The sequence below is a fragment of the Lentzea terrae genome, from assembly GCF_003265345.1.
Taxonomy (GTDB): Bacteria; Actinomycetota; Actinomycetes; order Mycobacteriales; family Pseudonocardiaceae; genus Lentzea; species Lentzea terrae.
In genome coordinates this window covers 84,036-102,842 of record NZ_QFWW01000007.1, presented here as the reverse complement: position 1 = coordinate 102,842, position 18,807 = coordinate 84,036, and the positions used below count along the sequence as shown (strand labels likewise).

The 18,807-nt window shown below is 67.1% G+C and carries 18 protein-coding genes; 9 read left to right on the top strand and 9 right to left on the bottom strand.

Going from position 1 to position 18,807, the window contains the following annotated elements; genetic code table 11:
• Positions 1 to 122: 122 nt before the first annotated feature.
• Together DI276_RS12405 and DI276_RS12400 are read right to left on the bottom strand one after the other, a co-directional pair.
• Positions 123 to 659: an SRPBCC domain-containing protein gene (locus DI276_RS12405; RefSeq protein WP_157984667.1), complete on the bottom strand. Its 537-nt coding sequence runs from the start codon at positions 657 to 659 to the stop codon at positions 123 to 125.
• Positions 652 to 999 (bottom strand): ArsR/SmtB family transcription factor, encoded by a 348-nt coding sequence (locus DI276_RS12400; protein ID WP_332874639.1) that lies wholly within the window; start codon positions 997 to 999, stop codon positions 652 to 654. Before DI276_RS12400 ends, DI276_RS12405 begins: the two co-directional genes overlap by 8 nt.
• A 167-nt stretch (positions 1,000 to 1,166) precedes the next feature.
• On the opposite strand from DI276_RS12400, the gene DI276_RS12395 reads away from it, so the two are divergent.
• From DI276_RS12395 to DI276_RS12385, 3 genes are read left to right on the top strand one after another with little or no spacing between them, the layout of a single operon-like run.
• Positions 1,167 to 1,937 (top strand): Tat pathway signal sequence domain protein, encoded by a 771-nt coding sequence (locus tag DI276_RS12395; protein WP_112263452.1) that lies wholly within the window; start codon positions 1,167 to 1,169, stop codon positions 1,935 to 1,937.
• Entirely contained in the window at positions 1,937 to 2,902 is a 966-nt protein-coding gene (locus DI276_RS12390; RefSeq protein WP_112263451.1) for a DUF3500 domain-containing protein, read from the top strand. Before DI276_RS12395 ends, DI276_RS12390 begins: the two co-directional genes overlap by 1 nt.
• Positions 2,880 to 3,539 (top strand): endonuclease V, encoded by a 660-nt coding sequence (locus DI276_RS12385; protein WP_232836615.1) that lies wholly within the window; start codon positions 2,880 to 2,882, stop codon positions 3,537 to 3,539. The genes DI276_RS12390 and DI276_RS12385 overlap by 23 nt, the downstream gene beginning before the upstream one ends.
• Here the strand turns inward: DI276_RS12385 and lspA are convergent.
• From lspA to DI276_RS12360, 5 genes are read right to left on the bottom strand one after another with little or no spacing between them, the layout of a single operon-like run.
• The gene (gene lspA, locus DI276_RS12380) at positions 3,505 to 3,990 is read right to left on the bottom strand and encodes a signal peptidase II (protein ID WP_112263450.1); all 486 of its coding nucleotides are present in this window, start codon (positions 3,988 to 3,990) and stop codon (positions 3,505 to 3,507) included. The two genes, DI276_RS12385 and lspA, sit on opposite strands and share 35 nt — an antisense overlap.
• Before the next feature lie 39 nt (positions 3,991 to 4,029).
• The gene (locus tag DI276_RS12375; protein WP_157984666.1) at positions 4,030 to 4,500 is read right to left on the bottom strand and encodes a YybH family protein; all 471 of its coding nucleotides are present in this window, start codon (positions 4,498 to 4,500) and stop codon (positions 4,030 to 4,032) included.
• Between the two features lie 37 nt (positions 4,501 to 4,537).
• Positions 4,538 to 7,531: an alpha-mannosidase gene (locus tag DI276_RS12370; RefSeq protein WP_112263448.1), complete on the bottom strand. Its 2,994-nt coding sequence runs from the start codon at positions 7,529 to 7,531 to the stop codon at positions 4,538 to 4,540.
• Positions 7,521 to 8,816, bottom strand: a complete 1,296-nt coding sequence (locus DI276_RS12365) for a 6-phospho-beta-glucosidase (protein ID WP_112263447.1) — start codon at positions 8,814 to 8,816, stop codon at positions 7,521 to 7,523. Before DI276_RS12365 ends, DI276_RS12370 begins: the two co-directional genes overlap by 11 nt.
• Positions 8,813 to 9,571: a DeoR/GlpR family DNA-binding transcription regulator gene (locus tag DI276_RS12360; protein ID WP_112263792.1), complete on the bottom strand. Its 759-nt coding sequence runs from the start codon at positions 9,569 to 9,571 to the stop codon at positions 8,813 to 8,815. Before DI276_RS12360 ends, DI276_RS12365 begins: the two co-directional genes overlap by 4 nt.
• 99 nt (positions 9,572 to 9,670) lie before the next feature.
• Between DI276_RS12360 and DI276_RS12355 the strand changes: the two genes are divergently transcribed.
• The 5 genes from DI276_RS12355 to DI276_RS12335 all read left to right on the top strand — a co-directional run bounded on the left by DI276_RS12355 (position 9,671) and on the right by DI276_RS12335 (position 15,515).
• The gene (locus DI276_RS12355) at positions 9,671 to 10,546 is read left to right on the top strand and encodes a carbohydrate kinase family protein (protein ID WP_112263446.1); all 876 of its coding nucleotides are present in this window, start codon (positions 9,671 to 9,673) and stop codon (positions 10,544 to 10,546) included.
• Complete coding sequence (locus DI276_RS12350; RefSeq protein WP_112263445.1) at positions 10,543 to 11,748, top strand: ABC transporter substrate-binding protein; 1,206 nt, start codon at positions 10,543 to 10,545, stop codon at positions 11,746 to 11,748. Before DI276_RS12355 ends, DI276_RS12350 begins: the two co-directional genes overlap by 4 nt.
• Positions 11,745 to 12,611 (top strand): carbohydrate ABC transporter permease, encoded by an 867-nt coding sequence (locus tag DI276_RS12345; RefSeq protein WP_112263444.1) that lies wholly within the window; start codon positions 11,745 to 11,747, stop codon positions 12,609 to 12,611. The genes DI276_RS12350 and DI276_RS12345 overlap by 4 nt, the downstream gene beginning before the upstream one ends.
• A complete protein-coding gene (locus tag DI276_RS12340) occupies positions 12,608 to 13,411 on the top strand; it encodes a carbohydrate ABC transporter permease (protein WP_198680596.1) in 804 nt (267 codons plus the stop codon). Before DI276_RS12345 ends, DI276_RS12340 begins: the two co-directional genes overlap by 4 nt.
• A 79-nt stretch (positions 13,412 to 13,490) precedes the next feature.
• Complete coding sequence (locus DI276_RS12335) at positions 13,491 to 15,515, top strand: helicase (protein WP_332874638.1); 2,025 nt, start codon at positions 13,491 to 13,493, stop codon at positions 15,513 to 15,515.
• Here the strand turns inward: DI276_RS12335 and cutA are convergent.
• Together cutA and add are read right to left on the bottom strand one after the other, a co-directional pair.
• Complete coding sequence (gene cutA, locus DI276_RS12330) at positions 15,498 to 15,812, bottom strand: divalent-cation tolerance protein CutA (protein WP_112263443.1); 315 nt, start codon at positions 15,810 to 15,812, stop codon at positions 15,498 to 15,500. The two genes, DI276_RS12335 and cutA, sit on opposite strands and share 18 nt — an antisense overlap.
• A complete protein-coding gene (gene add / locus DI276_RS12325; protein WP_332874637.1) occupies positions 15,809 to 16,810 on the bottom strand; it encodes an adenosine deaminase in 1,002 nt (333 codons plus the stop codon). Before add ends, cutA begins: the two co-directional genes overlap by 4 nt.
• A 107-nt stretch (positions 16,811 to 16,917) precedes the next feature.
• On the opposite strand from add, the gene DI276_RS12320 reads away from it, so the two are divergent.
• On the top strand, positions 16,918 to 18,717 hold the full coding sequence (locus DI276_RS12320; RefSeq protein WP_112263442.1) for a Xaa-Pro dipeptidyl-peptidase: 1,800 nt from the start codon (positions 16,918 to 16,920) through the stop codon (positions 18,715 to 18,717).
• Positions 18,718 to 18,807 lie beyond the last annotated feature (90 nt).

The window sequence follows — 18,807 nt, the reverse complement described above, 5'->3', positions numbered from 1 at the left end:
CCCGGCTGGCGTTGGCTGACCAACCAATATATCGGTTTATCAACTACCTCTGACCTGCTGCTTAGCAATGAGACTTTGGACTTCGTCGTCAAAAGACTCATTGCCAAAGCAGGATTCACGTTTCAGACGGCCTGGTCGACGCCGGGCGGTTCGGGAACGTTCTCGGACTTGGTGCTCGACGGCATCGCCCACATGAAGGCGCGCATCATCGCGTACTGGAGCTTCAGGCTGGTGCCGACGTCGCCGGACTCGACGACCTGCTTGAGCGCGGCGAGGATGCCCTTCCAGGTCGTGTCGACCTTGTCGAGGCGCTTGACGTCTGCGGGCCAACCGGAGTTGCGCAGCGTGACGCGCGTGCCGCCGTCAACCTCTTCGAGCTCCCACGAAACAACAGTCCACGGGTCGTCGCGCATGGTGAGTCGTTGCGTGTGGGAGAGCAGCCGCGGCGGGTCGACCTCGATGACACGGCCGACGACGAACACCCGCTTGCCGTCGGTCGACCGGTAGTACAGCGGCGCGCCGGGCTCCAGCTTCGAGTCGAGGACGGCGTCCATCATGGCGCGCTGCTTGCCGTCGAGTTTGGTGATCTCCGCCCACACCTTCTCGATGGGCGCGGCGATCACGATGCTGTGCAGGAGCTCGGTGCCTGGTTCAGCCAACGTCCTCATCCTCCTGTCCGGCGCTCTCGACCGCGTGCTTCAGCCCGACCAGCGCCGCTGCCCAGTTCTGCTCGTAGTGCGCGACCCACCGCTCGTGGATCTGCTGGATGGGCACGGGATTCAGGTGGTTGACCCGCTTCCGGCCCCGCGGCTCCACGAGCACCAGGTCGGCCTCGCGAAGCACACCGAGGTGCTGCATGACGACGTGCCGGCTCATCTCGAGTGCCTCCACCAGCTCGCCCGTGGTGCGCGGGCCGGTGCGCAGGACGTCGAGGATTGCGCGCCGCAGCGGGTTCGCCAGGGCGCGCCAGACGGCGTCGTCATCATGTGGCATCTTCATTACGTAATGGTTTTAACACCTATTGCGGTTACAAGTCGAGACCGTGTCTCGTGCTCTCGGCCTGAGATTGACTCCCGGGTCAGTCGATGGTGTGATCACGGCCGCACCCGAGGTGGTGCAGACCTTTTCCCTAAATCCGCCGCCATGGATGTTGGGGAGGAACGGCCGTGGAGATATCTCGGCGTTCGGCGTTGATCGGTGGGGCGGCAGCTTTTCCGCTGCTCGTGACCGGTTCCGGACTCGCGCAGGCGGCCACCTGGAAGCTCAAGTGGAGTCCGCAGGCGAACAAGGACGGACTCGGCGCCTTCGAGGGCGTCGAGGACGACCGGGCCGGCTCGCATCCGGGCACGAAGCACATCTACGCGTCGGGCAACGACTACCGGTTCGACATGCACACCCGTGACCGGGACACCTCGACCGACCGGCAGCGCAACGAGGTTCGCGGCATGAAGGCGGGCGGGCAGAACCTCGACATCGGCGACGGCGAGACGTGGAGGTGGACCTACTCCATGTTCATCCCGAGCTCGTTGAAGTCGACGACGTCGTTCACGCACATCATGCAGACGAAGATGCCCGGCCTCGGCTCCGCTCCCGTGACGGTCATGTCGCTGCGCCGCACAGGTGGTGTGCAGAAGATCGAGTTCAAGGTCACCGAGGGCAACGTGCTCGTCGGCAACGTCGACCTCGAACCGCTGCACAACAAGTGGATCGACACCGAGGTCGAGATCAAGGTCGGCAACGGCAGTGGACGCGTTCGCTGGGTCGTCCGCGAGGGAGGCCGCACCGTGCTCGACGCGACGAAGAACAACGTCGACACGTGGCTCGACGATCGGTTGCGCCCGAAGTGGGGCATCTACCGCTCGCTCGGCGACACGTCGGGTTCGCTGCAGAACTGCTACCTGCTGCTTCGCAACCTCAAGGCCTATAAGTTCGAATGATGCTGCACGACGTCGCGGACGCCACGCACCAATATATTAGTTTGCTCGGCGGTGACCAGCGCGAACACGCGATTCGCGCGGTCACCGACGATGACCTGAGACACCGCTGGGCGTATACACCCGGTGCGCGGGCCGGCCTCGTGCTCGGTGAGCTCCGGCGCGACCAGCGCAAGGCCGTACACAGGATGCTGGCGACCGTCCTCAGTCCACATGCCTACGCACAGGTCGCGGCGGTGATGGCGCTGGAAGACGTCCTCGACCACCGCGAGGGCGGCCACCGCGACCGGCACAACGGCGACTTCTGGACGGTGCTCTTCGGCACGCCCGGCGGGGACGAGCCGTGGGGTTGGCGAATCGAGGGGCACCATCTGTCCGTCAACGTCGTCGTCGCCGACGGCCGCGTCTCGGCGACCCCGTTCTTCCTCGGCGCGAACCCGGCCCGCGTCACCTACCGCGGTCACGTCGTCGGCCAGCCGCTGCGGCTAGAAGAGGAACTGGCCCGCGAGCTCCTCGACCGCATGGGCCCGACCGCACGCCGCCTGGCCGTCGTCTCGGACACCGCCCCGCACGACATCCGCAGTGGCAACTCCCCGCGCGTGAGCCCGTCCGAACCGGTCGGCGTCACGCCAGCGCAGCTCGGCAAACCGGCGGGGGAGCTGCTCGTCGACATCGTCCGCTTCTACCTCGACCGGCTCGCGTTCGAGCTCGCCGACGACGAGTTCGCGCGCATCGACCCGGAACGCCTGCACTTCTCGTGGGAGGGCTCGCTGCGCCGAGGCGAGGGCCACTACTACCGCATCCAGGGTCCGGAACTGCTCATCGAGTACGACAACACGGCCAACGAGGCCAACCACGTCCACACCGTCTGGCGTCGCCATTCGGGTGACTTCGGCGACGACCTCCTCGCCGCCCACTACGACGGGTCACGGCACACTGTCGCCCGTGGAGTGGCCCAGAACGGTTGATGACGCCGTCGCGTTGCAAGAACGCCTGCGCACCCAGGTGATCACCACTAGCGCCCCTGACCTGCGCATAGACACCGTCGCGGGCCTCGACGTCGGCTACCGTAGCAATGACACGGTTGCGGGCGTCTGCGTGGTGTTGGATGCAAAGACGCTGGTCGTCCTCGACGAGGTGGTCGTCGAGGACACGACGGACTTCCCATATATTGCCGGGCTGTTCGCGTTCCGGGAGATGCCGGTGTTGCTGCGGGCGCTCGATCAGGTGACGGTTGCGCCGGATCTGTTGGTTGCGGACGGTCAAGGCCTCGCGCACCCGCGCAGATTCGGTCTGGCGTGCCATCTCGGCGTGCACACGGGCATCCCGAGCATCGGCGTCGCGAAGAACGCGATGGGTGAGTTCGAACAACCCGGCCACGCCCGCGGGTCGATGAGCGACCTCGTCCTGGACGGCGAGGTCGTCGGCCGGGCGTTGCGGACGCAGGACGGCGTGAAGCCGGTGTTCGTGTCGGTCGGCCACAAGATCGACCTGGACCGGGCGTGCGCCGAGGTGCTACGTCTCGCCCCGCGCTACCGCCTGCCCGAGACCACCCGCCGGGCGGACACGCTCACTCGGCAGGCTGCTTCGCAGGCTGGAAGCTGAGCAGCACGAGCAGGATCGCGCCGCAGACCAGCGCGATGTCCGCGACGTTGCCGACGAACCAGCCGTTGTAGTCGATGAAGTCGACGACGTGCCCGCGCGCGAAACCCGGCGGCCGGAACAGCCGGTCCAGCAGGTGGGTCGTCGCGCCACCCAGCATCAACGCGAGCGCGGCCGCCCGCAGCTTGGTCTGCGGCTGCAGGCCGTACCGCGCTAGCAGCACGACGGCGACGGCCGCGACGATGGTGAAGACCCACGTCGAGCCCGCGCCGATCGAGAACGCGGCGCCGGGGTTGTAGAGGAGCCGGAGCTGCAGGAACTCCCCGAGCACGGGAATGGGCGCGCGACCGGTCAGCGCGCTCTCGGCCCAGTACTTCGTGGCCTGGTCCAGCAGCAGCACGAGCACGGCGATGCCCATCACGAGCGGCACGCGGCGAGAGGTGGTGGTGTCCATTTGCGGTCGAGCGTAGTTAAGGACGACGCCGCTCGGCCATCACACCCCGCAGAACGCCTCGACGTCGTCGACATCGACCGCTGACAGGAACTCCTCCTCCAGCGTTGCGGACCGTTCGTCGGTGTCGTAGTCGACGCAGATGCGCCACCGTCCGTCGGTGCGGTGCGCATATGTGTGGAAGCGGCCGTAGAACGTGCGCTCGTCGCCGTCGGCGCGCTTCGACCCGATCCGGAAGATGCCGCGCTCGCTCGCGAGGTCGTTCGACGCGATGCGCTCCACGAACCGGAACGAGATGGTCACCGAGCTGCCGCGGTCCGCGAGCTCGCCGAACCACTTCTCGATCTGGTCGGAGTAGTCCGCGAACCCGAGCACCTGCTTGGCCGGTCCGCCCGCGCGCACCAGCTCGGGCGCGTGCAGGCCGAGGAACGCGGCGGCGTCCAGCCTCGAGTAAGCGAGCCGGAACGGGTGCCAGATGTCGTCGTTGAGCTGCCGCAACAGGTCGGTGTCCACGCCGTTCGAAGCTAGCGCGGACACCGGCCGACTTCACTCAGTGTTCCGTTTTCGGGGGCTTCAACCGCACGGTCAGGATCTGGAACGGCCGCAGCTCGATGTCCTCCAGCGACACGGTTCGTTGCGGTCGTTCGAGCAGATCTGTCACTTGCGCGCGTACGCACTCGAAACCTGGTGTCAGCGTGAACCGCGCCCGTCCGCCAAGGCACTCGTACAGCCGGACGACGACGTCACCGGACCTGTCGTCCGCGAGCTTCACCGACTCCACGGCCACGGCGTCGGAGTCGATGGACACCAACGGCCGGTGGTCGGCCGTGCCCGGCAACACGCGCAACGGCAGGTTCAGCGCGTAGCCCTCCGCGAGAGTGTCGCCGACGTCCGCGCCAGGCAGCAGCGCATAGCGGAACCGGTGCACGCCCTGGTCCGCGTGCGGATCCGGGATGTGCGGCGCGCGCACGAGACTCAACCGCACGACGGTCGCGCGTCCGTGCCGTGTGATGTCGTGGCCATAGGTGGAGTCGTTGATGACGCCGACGCCAAAGCCAGGCTCGGCGACGTGGACCCACCGGTGCGCGTAGACCTCGAACCGCGCGGCGTCCCAGCTGGTGTTGGTGTGGGTGGGGCGGTGGACGTGCCCGAACTGGATCTCCGCGGCTGACCGTTCGGCGTGGACGTCCAGCGGGAACGCGGCCTTGAGGATCTTCTCCGACTCGTGCCAGTCGATCTCGGTGTCGACGTCGATCCGGTGGGAGTCGGCGTTGAGCGAGATCAGCTGGGTGATCTTGGACCGGCCGAACGAGCGGACGACCCTGACCGTGGCGCGCAGTGGGCCGTGGCTCTCGAACGTCACCTCATCTGCGTCGACGAGGTCAGTGTGCTTGCGCTTGTAGTGCGCGTCGATGTCCCAGGCGTCCCAGTAGTTCGGGAAGTCGGGGTGGAGCTGCAGCAGGTTGCCCGGTCCGGCGAGAGTTTCGCGGCCGTTCGTCACGACAGACGTCATCAGGCCGTTCTCGTCGAACTTGACGCGCACCAGGCCGTTGTCGAGCACACGGCCGTCGATGGTGACCGGGTTCGTGGGCTCGCTTTCGGAGCCGATGCCGGACGCCGGTGCCGTCACGAAGATCGGCGTGCCGTCCTGCAGCACCACCTCGGCGCGGTCGCGCGGACTGGTGTTGAACACGCCGCCGCCGAGCGACTCCTGAGCCTGGTGGGTGATCTTGGTGAGGCGGTCCGCGACGTCCGCGTAGGTCTGCTCGGCTTCCTGGTGCACCCAGGCGATGGAGCTGCCGGGCAGGATGTCGTGGAACTGGTGCAGCAGCACGACTTTCCACAACTCGTCGAGGTCGTCGTACGGGTATTCGTGTCCGTTGTGGACAGCGGCGGTGGCGGCCCAGAGCTCGGCTTCCCGCAGGAGGTGTTCGCTGCGACGGTTGCCGGCTTTGGTTCGCGACTGCGTGGTGTAGGTGGCGCGGTGCAGCTCCAGGTACAGCTCGCCCGACCACACCGGCGCGTCCGGGTACTCGGCCTGCGCCTTGCGGAAGAACTCGTGCGGCGGCTCGATCTCGACCTTGGGAGAGCCCTCGAGGTTCTGGAGGCGGCGGGCGCGTTCGACCATGTCCCTCGTGGGGCCGCCACCGCCGTCGCCGAAGCCGAACGGCAGCAACGACCGGGTGCCACGACCCTTTTCGGCGTAGTTGCGGACCGCGTGGGAGAGCTCCTTGCCGAGGATCTCCGCGTTGTAGGTGTCGACGGGCGGGAAGTGCGTGAACACGCGGCTGCCGTCGATGCCCTCCCACCAGAACGTGTGGTGCGGCAGCTTGTTCGTCTGGTTCCACGACAGCTTCTGGGTGAGAAACCACTTCGCACCCGCTAGAACCGCTAACTGCGGGAACGCTGCCGTGTAGCCGAACGAGTCCGGCAGCCACACCTCCTCGCACTCGATGCCGAACTCGTCGAGGAAGAAGCGCTTGCCGTGGGCCAGCTGACGGGCGAGGGACTCGCCGCCGGGGAGGTTCGCGTCGGACTCGACCCACATGCCGCCGACCGGCCGCCACTGGCCGTTCTGCGCGGCCTGCTGCATGCGTTCGTAGATCTTCGGCTGGTTCTCCTTGACCCACGCGTACTGCTGGGCTTGGGAGGCGGCGAACACGAACTCCGGGTACTGGGTGGCGAGCCAGGTGACGTTCGCGAAGCTGCGGGACGCCTTGCGCACGGTCTCCCGCAGCGGCCACAGCCAGGCGGAGTCGATGTGGGCGTGGCCGATCGCCGACAACGTGTGCGCGCTCGCGTGAGCCGGCCTGCTCAGGACGTCGACGAGTTCGTCGCGAGCTTGCTGCGCGGTCGCCGGGATGTCGTGCGGGTCGAGGGCGTCGAGCGAGCGCTCGATGGCGCGCAGGATCTCGTGGCGGCGTGGGTCGTCGAGCGACAGCTCCAGCATCAGGTCGCGGAGCACCTCGAGGTCGAGACTCAAGTGCCAGACGGTCTCGTTCAGCACCGCGAGCTCCGCCTTGTCCAGCCGGTACATCGGTGCCGGTGGCGCGGTCTTCTTGTCGCCGAACGGGGTGGGCTGGAAGTCGTGCTTGAGGATGTCCGGGTTCGCCGCGGCCTCGATGACGAACTCGACTGATACATCGGATACGGGGACGTGCCTGTTGCGCGGTGCCACACCCTTTATGGGCGTTCCATCCGGCGTGTACACAAGCGCTTCGGCCTGGTTGCCGGGCCAGGCGTCCTCGAAGCCGAGGTCGAAGACGGCCTCGACGCGCACCCCGCGTTGATCTTTCGGCCATTCATCCGGAACTGTCGCCGTGACGCGGAACCACGTCGTCGACCACGGCGCACCCCACCTGCCGCCGATCTCGAACGGCTCCCATTCGGCGTCTTCCATCGCCTGCGCGAACGGGATCGGCTCGTCCGGCACCCGCCACATCTCGACGGTGAACGGCACGGACGACTGATATATCGCCGGCATGATGCGGGTCGTCAACGCCCGCGACAGCCGGTCCTCGACGAGCCGCCGGTCATCGTGCACGGAAAGCTCCAGACAGGAATGGGTGAGTGTCGACGATCTTGCGAGCGACGCTGACGGAGTCGACGAGCGGATGCAACGCCAGCGCCTTCACCGCGTGCGCGCGCTCGCCGCTGATGGCCGCCTTGATGGTGGCGCGCTCGACGACCTTGAGCGCCGTGACGAGTCCGACGCCCTCCTCGGGCACCTGGCTGACCGCGACGGGCCGCGCACCGTTGGCGTCGACGAGGCTCGGCACTTCGACGATGGCGTCGGCGTCCAGGCATGACAACGTTGTCTGATTCGGCACGTTGAGGATCAGCGTGGTTCGTTGGTCAGACGCGATGGCGTGCATCAGATCGAGCGCGACCTGTTCGTAGCCACCGCCGTCGAGGTCGTCGGTGTCGCGTTCGTCGTTGCGCGTCTCGGCCATGTACGTCTGCTCGCGTTCGAGCCGCGTCCGTTCCCAGCTCTCCAACGACGGCGCCGCGTAGAACTGCTTCTGCTGCTCCAGCAAGAACGCTCCGCGCGACGCGCCCGACTCAACCGCCTCGCGCGTGAAGTAGTAGTAGTGCAGGTACTCGTTCGGGATGGCGCCCAACGTCCGCAGCCACTCCGCGCCGAAGAGCTTGCCCTCCTCGAACGACTCCAGCCGCTCGGCGTCGGCGAGCAGGTCCGGCAGCACGTCGCGCCCGTGCACGTGAACGCCCCGCAGCCAGCCGAGGTGGTTGAGGCCGGCGTAGTCGAGCCACGCGTCCTCAAGATCGGCGCCGACCGCGCGTGCCACGCGTCGGCCGAGCCCGACGGGGGAGTCGCAGATGCCGATGACGCGGTTGCCGAGGTGCGCTGACATCGCCTCGGTGACCATGCCGGCGGGGTTGGTGAAGTTGATGACCCACGCGTCCGGCGCGTGAACTGATATACGGCGTGCGATGTCGAGCGCGACGGGGACGGTACGCAGCCCGTATGCAACGCCGCCCGCGCCGACGGTCTCCTGCCCGAGCACCCCGCACCCCGCGGCGACGCTCTCGTCGGCCGCGCGCCCGTCGAGGCCGCCCACCCGGATCGCGGAGAACACGAAGTCCGCCCCGCCCAACGCCTCGTCGAGGTCGGTCGACGTCGACACCGTCGGCGCATCCGATATATCAGTCGCGAGCTCAGCCAGGACGCCGCCGACCGCAGCGAGCCGGGCGGCGTCGAGGTCGTGCAGGACGACCTCGGTGACGCGCCCAGGCGACCGGTCGGCGAGCAACGCGCGGTACACCAGCGGTACGCGGAAGCCGCCGCCGCCGAGGATGACCAGCTTCATGCTTGAACCACGTCCACTCCGGCTTCCTGCAGTGCGAGCCGCGTCGCCGGATCTGCCGACGCGGTGGTGACGACCACGTCGAGGTCGTCGGGTCCGCAAACGCGTGCGACGCCGACACCGGGGAACTTCCCGCCGTCCGCGACGAGCACGACCTGGTCCGCGGCCTTGATCATGGCGCGCTTGAGCGGCACCTCGACGAGCGTCGTGTCCATGACGGCGCCGTCGCCCCGGACCCCGCTGGTGCCGAGGAACAGCCGGCCCGCGTGCACCTGACGGAGGTTGTCCTCGGTGAGGAACCCGACCAGGGAGTGGTAGCGCCGCCGCACCACGCCGCCCAGCAGGACGAGTTCGATGTCGACGTCGTCGCGCAACTCGTCGAACACGGCGAGGTTGCTGGTGACGACGGTGATCCGCTTGCCGTGCAGGTGATGGGCGAGCCGGTGCATCGTGGTGCCGATGTCGAGCAGCACGGTCTCGCCGTCCTGAACCATCGCGGCGGCCGTGCGAGCGGCGGCGTCCTTGTCGTCGGCGCGTTCGGCGGCGACCTGAGCGAAGGGGTCGTCGACCTCATCCGCCTCCAGGGTCATCGCTCCGCCGTAGACGCGCGTCAGTTTGCCGTCGGCGTCGAGCTGTTCGAGGTCGCGGCGGATCGTCGCCTGGCTGACGCCGAGCTTGTCGGCGAGCGAGCGCACCTCGCTCGGTCCGTCCGCGCGCAGTGTGCGCAGGATCAGCTCGCGCCTGCTCTGAGGAAGCATGTTGCCACCGTACAACCAAAGTCGAGCAGAGTTGAGCAAACTCTTGCCAATCCGCGCACACCTGGCGCACGCTTTTGCGCAACCTTGGAAGGGGGCGCCGTGCACCAAGCCGGGGATGACAACGATGTCTACCTGTCCGGACTGCTCTTCTACGACCTGGTCTTCACCGGATTGCCCAAGCCGCCGACGCCGGGCGAAGAACTGTGGACCGGCGGCATGGCGAGCGGGCCGGGCGGCATCGCGAACTTCGCCGTCGCACTCGCCCGTCTTGGTATTCGCCCGGTGCTGGCCGCGGCGTTCGGCGACGACGCCCACGGCACCCTCTGTTGGGAGTTCCTCGCCAACGAGGGCGTCGACCTGACGCATTCCCGTCGTTTCGCGGACTGGACGACGCCGGTGACTGTCGCGCTGTCCTACGACGACGACCGCGCACTCATCACTCACGGCACGCCGCCGCCGGCGTTGCCCGCGACGACACCGTCGACGAAGGCGTCGATCGTTCACCTCGACCCCGTCGCCGATATATCGGATGTGGATCTTCCTGGGTTGGTCTTCGCCGACGTCGGCTGGGATCCGACGCAGCGGTGGAGGCCGGAACTGCTGCACCAGTTGGAGCACTGTCACGCGTTCATGCCGAACGAGGTGGAGGCGATGGCATACACGCGCACCGACACACCGTCGAATGCGGTGAAGAAGTTAGCCGACGTCGTTCCCATCGCCGTCGTCACGAGAGGTGCACGAGGTGCACTCGCTGCCGACAACTTGACTGGCGAGCACGCCGAGGTTGACGGAATCAACGTTGACTGCATCGACAGCACAGGCGCCGGCGACGTGTTCGGCGCAGCGTTCGTCCACGCGACGTTGACGGGCATGCCGTTGCACGAACGACTCCAGTTCGCCAACAAGGCCGCCGCGATCTCGGTGCAACGCCCCGGCGGTGCGACGGCTGCTCCTACCCTGGCCGAACTGTCATGAGGCGGCGGACGTTCCTCGCGCTGCTGGGCTTGGCGGCGGCTGGGTGCGCGACCGAGACCCGTGAGGGCATGACGCTCTGGATGTGGTCAGGCGGCCTGAGCGAGAAGTCGCTGGAGGAGGCCACCGCGAAGTTCCCCGGCCTGCGACCTCTGCAGGCCGGCTCGCAGTTCAAGACGAAACTGATGACAAACCTCGCCGGCCGCTCCCACGTTCCCGACATCACCGGCCTCAAGGGCGAGGACATCTCCGCGTTCTTCCCCAACGCCGACCAGTTCGCGGATCTGCGGTCACTGGGCGCGGACGCGTTCAAACCGCAGTACCTCGGCTGGAAGTGGCAACAGGGGATCACCGCGGAAGGCCGCATGATCGGCTTCCCCATCGACACCGGCCCCACCGGCCTCTACTACCGCCACGACGTCTTCGACCGCCACGGCGTCACCGCGGCGAGCTTCCGCACCTGGGAGGACTACTTCGACGCCGGCGTCGCGATGAAGCCGGGCGCGTCGATGGTTCTCAACCTGCGCATGGTCTACGTCATCGCGATGGCGCAGTCGAAGCGCCAGCTAGTGGACGAGAACAAGCAATATATTGGCGACGACGACCACGTCCGCCGCGCCTGGGACCTGGCGATCAAGGCACATCGACTCGGCATCACCGCCGGAATCCAGGACGGCAGCCCCGACGTCAACGCCGCCCTCACCACCGGCCAGGTCGCGAGCTTGATCGGCGCGTCGTGGGCTGCCGCCGACCTGAAGTCCGGGGCACCGGACTCGAAGGGGCTCTGGCGTGTCGCGCCGACGCCTGGTGGTGCCGCGAACTCGGGTGGGTCGTTCCTCGGCATCACCAAGTACTGCCGCGAACCCGAGAAGGCGTTCGAGATCGTCACCTGGCTGCTCAGCCCGGAGCAGCAGGTGCGGGGATTCCTCGACCTCGGCCTGTTCCCGTCCGCACCGGACGCGTTCGCGAGCCCTGATCTGCGGCAGCCGGACGAGTTCTTCGGCGGCCAGACCATCTTCGACACGTTCGCCGAGTCCGCGAAGCAGGTGCCGGTCGCCTACATGAGCCCGTGGGAACCGCGGTTGTCGCAGCTGTTTTACGACGAGCTCACCAACGTCGAGTCTGTCGGCAAACCACCCGAGGAGGCGTGGCGCGACGTGCAGCACAAGGCCCGCAGGATCGCCGACCACGTGGGGCTCACATGAGGAAGTACCTGCCGCAGTACCTCGCGATCGCGCCGTTCTTCCTGCTGTTCGGCGTGTTCGGGCTGTTCCCGATGGTGTTCCTCGGGTACCTGGCGTTCCACACGTGGGACGGCATCGGCGAGATGAGGTTCGTCGGGCTCGACCAGTTCAAGTTCCTGGTCACCGACGACATCTTCTGGCTCTCTCTCGTGAACACCCTCGAGATATGGGTGATGTCAACGGTGCCGACGCTGTTCCTCGGCCTGGTGATCGCCTACGTGCTGCACTCGTCGGTGCGGTTCACGACCTTCTATCGGATCGCCTATTTCGTGCCGAGCGTGACGTCGCTCGTGGCCGTCGCGATCGTGTTCGGGTCGATCTTCAGCAGCCACTTCGGCCTGCTCAACGCCGTGGTGGAGTGGCTCGGCGGGGGCGCGCTGCCGTGGTTGACGAGCGAGTGGGGCATCAAGGTCTCGATCTCGGTGCTGATCGTGTGGCAGTGGACCGGCTACAACGCGATCATCTACCTCGCCGGGCTGCAGGCCATTCCGAGCGAGGTGCTGGACGCGGCCACTGTGGACGGTGCGAGTCGCTGGCAGGCGTTGTGGCGCATCGTGGTCCCGATGATGAAGCCGGTGATCCTCTTCACCGCGATCGCGTCGACGATCGGCGGGCTGCAGACGTTCACCGAGGCGCAAATCCTCGTCGGCGAGGAGGGCGGGCCGGGTCAGTCCGGTCTGACGATGGTGCTCTACCTCTACCAGCAGGCGTTCAAGCACAACGACTTCGGCTACGGCGCGACGATCGGCGTCGGCCTGTTCCTGGTCGTGCTGCTGTTCTCGCTCATCAACTGGCGGCTCGTGCAGCGAGGGGAGAGGCCGTGAAGCGCCATGTCGTGCTGGTTCTGGGCGTGCTGGTGTCGCTGTTCCCGTTTTATTGGATGGTCGTCATGGCGACCAACGCGACGGAGAACATTCTCAAGTTCCCGCCCGCGCTGACGCCCGGCGGTGAGCTGCTCGTCAACGTAGGCAAGGTGTTCGAGGAGATCGACTTCTTCGGGTCGATGCTGAACACCGTGCTCGCGGCCGTCGGCGCGACGGTTCTCGTGCTGGCGTTCGACTCACTGGCGGCCTTCACGTTCGCCAAGTTCCGCTTTCCCGGCCGCAACGCGCTGTTCGTCCTGCTGCTCGGCACGATGATGATCCCGCCCCAGCTCTCGGCCATCCCGCAGTTCGTGGTGATGGCGCAGTTCGGCTGGGTCGGGTCGCTGAAAGCGCTGATCGTGCCCGCCGTGATCAACGCGTTCGGCATCTTCTGGATGCGCCAGTACATTTCGGGCGCGGTGCACGACGAATTGCTGGAGGCGTCGCGGCTGGACGGCTGCGGATTCTTCCGGCAGTTCTGGCACGTCGGGCTGCCGGTGGTGCGGCCGGCGCTCGCGTTCCTCGGGATCTTCACGTTCATCAGCGTGTGGAACGACTACCTGTGGCCGCTCGTCGTCCTGGTCGACCCGGACCAGGTGACGTTGCAGGTGGCGTTGGGCCAGCTCAACCGCACGCACGACACCGACTACGGGATGCTGATGGCGGGGACGGTGCTCGCGGTGATCCCGCTGCTGATCGTCTTCCTCATCGGCGCACGCAATTTCATCGCGGATCTCGCAAAGGGTGCCGTGCGCGGCTGAACTGTGATACAAAGAATGGCTTTGTATTTTCGGAATGAATTTTCCGGGAAGACAGAACTATTGTATCACAGGGGGCAAGGTGTTGGCGAGCGAACAGGCACGGATCACCTCTCTGTATGAAAAGCTCGACCAGGAACGGAACAAAGCGGCCGCAGACCTTGCGGCCGCGCTGCGGGACGCCACCGCCCAGAGGCTGGACCGCGAAGCCGCTGTCGACGTGCTGACCAGGGAGGTCGGGAAGTACCGCGCGGCGGAGGCGGGGCTGGTCTTCGGCCGTATCGACTCGGAGAAAGGCGAACGCACCTACATCGGACGCGTCGGCTTGTTCGACGACGAGTTCGAACCGCTGCTGCTGGACTGGCGGGCGCCGGCGGCCCGGCCGTTCTACACCGCGACCGCCGCGAACCCGGAAGGCTTGGTACTGCGGCGCCACTTCCGCGTCCGCGACCGGGAGCTGTGCGACTTCCACGACGACGAACTGCTGACCGACACGACGGCGCTGCTCGACGCCCTCAACGCGCCGCGGACCGCGACGATGCGCGACATCGTCTCGACCATCCAAGCCGAGCAGGACGAGATCATCCGCTACTCCGGACCCGGAGTGCTGGTGATCGAGGGCGGTCCCGGCACTGGCAAGACCGCCGTCGCCCTGCACCGCGTGGCATACCTGCTGTATACGCGTCGTGAACGCTTGTCGCGGCACGGTGTGTTGATCGTCGGCCCGAACACCGGCTTCCTCCACTACGTGGGCGACGTACTGCCATCGCTGGGGGAGACCGATGTCGTGTTCGCGACGCCCGGTGAGCTGTATCCCGGCGTAGTCGCCCATGTCGAGGACACCCCGTCGTTGCAACGACTGAAAGGCGATATATCAGTTCTGGACCTGCTGGCCGTCGCCGTCGCCGACCGGCAGGAGCTTCCCGACGAGCCCATCGAGATCGAGCTGGAGGACGTCGTCGTCCCGCTCGACGCACACATTGCCGCCGTCGCGCGAGAGAAGACGCGGTACTACGGCCTACCGCACAACGCCGCCCGCAAGTACTTCTTCCTCGCGCTCGCCGAGGAACTCGTCGCGCCGGCGTTGCGGCTGATCGGCGTCGACTGGCCGGAGATCGAGGAGGACGTGCGCCACGAGCTCCGCCACAGCACCGAGCTGCGCGACGCCGTCGACCGGTTGTGGCCGCAGCTCACACCGGAGCAGCTGCTTGCCGACCTGTACGCGGGCCGGTGCTTCCGGATTGGTGCGCCGGAGCTGTACCGCGAGGACGCCGACGCGTGGACGGTGCCCGACGTGCCGTTGCTCGACGAGCTCGCCGAACTGCTCGGGTCCGACGGTGCTGCCGAGCGCGCTGCGAAGCGAGAAGAGGAGGAACAGCTCGAGTACGCCCGCGGTGTCATGGACGTCCTGTCGATCGACGAACGCGCTGACGACGACGAGTACATCGTCACCGACTTCGTCAACGCGGATGTCCTGGCCGACCGGCATGAAGTGCGTGACCAACGCTCGCTGGCCGAGCGAGCCGCCGACGACCGCACGTGGACATACGGACACGTCGTCGTCGACGAGGCGCAGGAGTTGTCTGCAATGGACTGGCGCGTGCTGCTGCGCCGGTGCCCCAACAGGTCCATGACCGTCGTCGGCGACCTGGCCCAGCGCCAGGCAGCAGGCGGCGTGCGGAGCTGGGGCTCGGTGTTCGACCGGTTCACCTACCGCCGGCTGGAAGTCAACTACCGCACACCCGGCGAGATCATGGACATCGCCACCCCGGTCCTGAAGCTCGTCGACCCCGACGCGTCGGCGCCGGTGTCGGTGCGCAAGACCGGCGTCCGTCCGTGGGCCCGGCGCGTCACTGATATATCGGCGGCCGTGCGCGACGAGCTCGACGCGCACGCCGTTGCACGCAACGGGCGCACGATCGCGGTCATCGGCGGCGACTGGATGCCGCCGCGCGCGTCGAAGGGCCTGGAGTTCGACGTCGTTCTCGTCGTCGAACCGCAACGCATGTCGCCCAGCGAGCTGTACGTGGCGCTGACAAGGGCGACGCAACGGCTTGGCGTCCTGCACACCGAGCCGTTGCCGCGTCACCTACGAAGTCTCATCTGAGACCCACGCGAGGTAGTCGTCGTTGCCCCCGACCACGGGGGTGACGATGATCTCGGGCACGTCATAGGTGTGATGCGCCTTGATGTGCGCGACGAGGTCGTCGACGCGGATGGCGGACGTCTTCACGACGCACTGCCACTCCGCGTCGACGCGCACCTCGCCGTCCCACCGGTAGACGCTGCGAATCGGCACGATCTGCACGCACGCGCCGAGCCGTGCCTCGACGATGCCTTTGGCCAACGACTCCGCGGCTTCGGCGGAGTCCACGGTCGTCGTCACCACGCACGCATCACTCATAGGACGTCGATCTCCTTCAACAGCTGTTTCTTCAGCTCGTCCGGCGCGAACGACGCCCGCACCGCGGACCGTGCGAGGCCGGCGAGCTCATCGCGTCCGAACCCGAACCGCTCGTGGCACAGCAGGTACTCGCGGTCGAGGTCGGTGTGGAACATGCCGGGGTCGTCGGTGCTGATCGTCACCGGCACGCCGGCCTCCACGAGCCGCGGCAAATGGTGCTCGTCCAGCGACTTCACCGCACCGGTGCGGATGTTGGACGTCGGGCACACCTCGACGACGACGCCTTCGTCGGCGAGGTGCCGCAGCAGCTCGGGATCCTGTACCGCGCTCACGCCGTGCCCGATCCGTTCAGCGTGCAGATCGTGCAGCGCGGCCCAGATCTCGCTCGGCGGCGTCGTCTCACCGGCGTGCGGCACCATGTGCAGCCCGGCATCGCGCGCCATCGCGAACGCCTCCCGGAACTTCGCCCTCGGCGAGTCCGACTCGAACCCGCCCAGCCCGAACCCGACCAGTCCCTCCGGCCGGTACTCGGACGCGAACCGCGCACTCGTCATGCCCCAGTCGCGGTCCCAGACGCCGGGCACGTCGAAGATCCACTGCAGCGTCACGCCGTGCACGGCGAGCGCTTCCTCGCGGCCCGCCGCCAGTGCCTCGACGAGCTCGTCGGGTGCGATGCCCGCCCGCAGATGGCTCGTCGCGCTGATCGTGAGTTCTGCATATCGGATATTGGTTCGTGCGGCGTCACGGGCGTATCCGACGACGAGGGTCCGGACGTCCTCGCCGGTCGTGACGAGGTCGTTGACGATGCCGTACACGTTGATGAAATGCCGAAAGTCCGTGAACTCGTAGAACTTCCGCAGCGCGGCCTCGTCAGTCGGCACCGGCCCGTCGGGGTGGTTGCGGGCAAGTGCGAGGACGGTGTCGAGGGAAGCCGCGCCCACGAGGTGGACGTGCAGCTCGGCCTTCGGCAGCGCGTGGACGAAGTCGGAAATGTGCACGGTCCATGCTCTCAGGTCAAGAGCCGATCGACGGGTGACATGTCTTGCAGTCAAGGGGAAGGGTGCAGGGCGAATCCCGCTACCTGGCCTTGCATTGGGGGTGCCTCGTGAGGGGCGCACGAAGAGTCGCACTGCTGACAGCGGTGCTTGTCCTGCCTTTCCTGCCGACGACCGCCCAAGCCGCAGAAGGACCGGTGTTCAAGGACGGCGAGGCGCAGCCCGTCTTCGACCCGAAGGACGTGGTGAAGGAGAGCCTCTGGGTCCGCGCGCCGGTCGACAGCGACCGCGACGGCAAGGACGACGAGGTCTACACCGAGGTGGTCCGGCCGCGCGCCACCGAACGCGGTCTCAAGGTGCCGGTCGTCTACATGGTCAGCCCGTACTTCTCGGGCGGCAACGACGTCGCGAACCACAACGTCGACGTCGAGCTGTATGTCCCTGACAAGCGCGACGGCCGCTTGCTGAAGGCCTCCTCCGACGAACGCGTCGCCGCCGCCCTCGGCCCGAACCCGATCACGTCGGCTCGTTACGAGGCCTACTTCATCGCGCGCGGTTACGCCGTCGTCTACGCCGAATCGCTCGGCACCGGCAAGTCGACGGGCTGTCCGACGACGGGCGACGTCAACGAGACGATCGGTGCACGTGTCGTCGTCGACTGGCTCAACGGCCGTGCGTCGGCTCGCACGGCAACGGGCGAAGCCATCAAGGCGACGTGGTCGACCGGCAAGACCGGCATGATGGGCGTCTCCTACAACGGAACGCTGCCCAACGCCGTCGCCTCCACGGGTGTGCGCGGTCTGGAAGCAATCGTGCCGATCGCCGCGATTTCCAGCTGGTACGACTACTACCGCGCTGACGGCGCTGTGGTCGCGCCCGGCACGTTCCAGGGCGAGGACGCCGACGTGCTGGCCGAGTACGTCTACACGCGCGCGGACAGGGAGATCTGCAAGCCGATCATCGCCGAGATCGCGAAGGACCAGGACCGCATCACCGGTGACTACAGCAGGTTCTGGGACAAGCGGAACTACATGAACGACGTCCGCAAGGTCCGTGCGGCGGTGCTTGCGGTGCACGGGCTGAACGACTGGAACGTCAAGATGACGCACGTCGAGCAGTGGTACTCGGCGTTGAAGAAGGTCGGCACGCCGCACAAGATCTGGCTGCACCAGTCCGGCCACACGGACGCCGACACGCTGCGTTCGGTCGAGTGGCGGCGCACGTTGAACCGCTGGTTCACGCAGTACCTGTGGGGTCACCGCAACGGCATCGACAAGGAGCCGAAGGCGACGCTGCAGCGTGAGGACAAGACGTGGGTCGACGAGAAGGAGTGGCCGGCTCCCGGCACGTCCGACGTGCGGTTGCGGCTGTCCGCGGGCGGGTCTGCCAAGGGCGGTCTCGGGATCCGGCCGGGCCGCGGCGTGGAGAAGCTGACCGACGACGCGACGAAGACGGCGGAGTCGTTGATCGACCAGGCGTCGTCGCCGAACCGGTTGTCGTACACGACGGAGCCGACGCAGAAGCCGTTGCGGCTCTCGGGCAAGTCGACCGCGCACCTGCGGATCGCATTTGATCGTCCCGCAGCCAACGTGACGACGCTGCTCGTTGACCGCGCTCCGGACGGCAAGTCGCACGTCATCACGCGCGGCTCCACCGACCCGCAGAACCGGGAGCGGCCGGACAAGACGTCGCCGATCAAGCCGGGCAAGTTCTACGACGTCGACGTGCCGATCGTGCCGGACGACTACATCCTGAAGGCCGGGCACCGGCTCGAGTTCGTGCTGATCTCCAGTGACTACGACTACACGCTGCGCCCGAAGCCGGGTGCCGGCCTGTCGCTGGACCTCGCGTGCACGTCGGTCGAACTGCCGGTCGTCGGCGGCTGGCGGGCGGTCTTCCAGACGTTCTGACGTGATGCCGCGCTTCGGTCCGTGCAGGACCGAAGCGCGGCAACCTACCACCCACCCCCGACAAAACCCCGAGTTCGAGCAGTCCAAGAT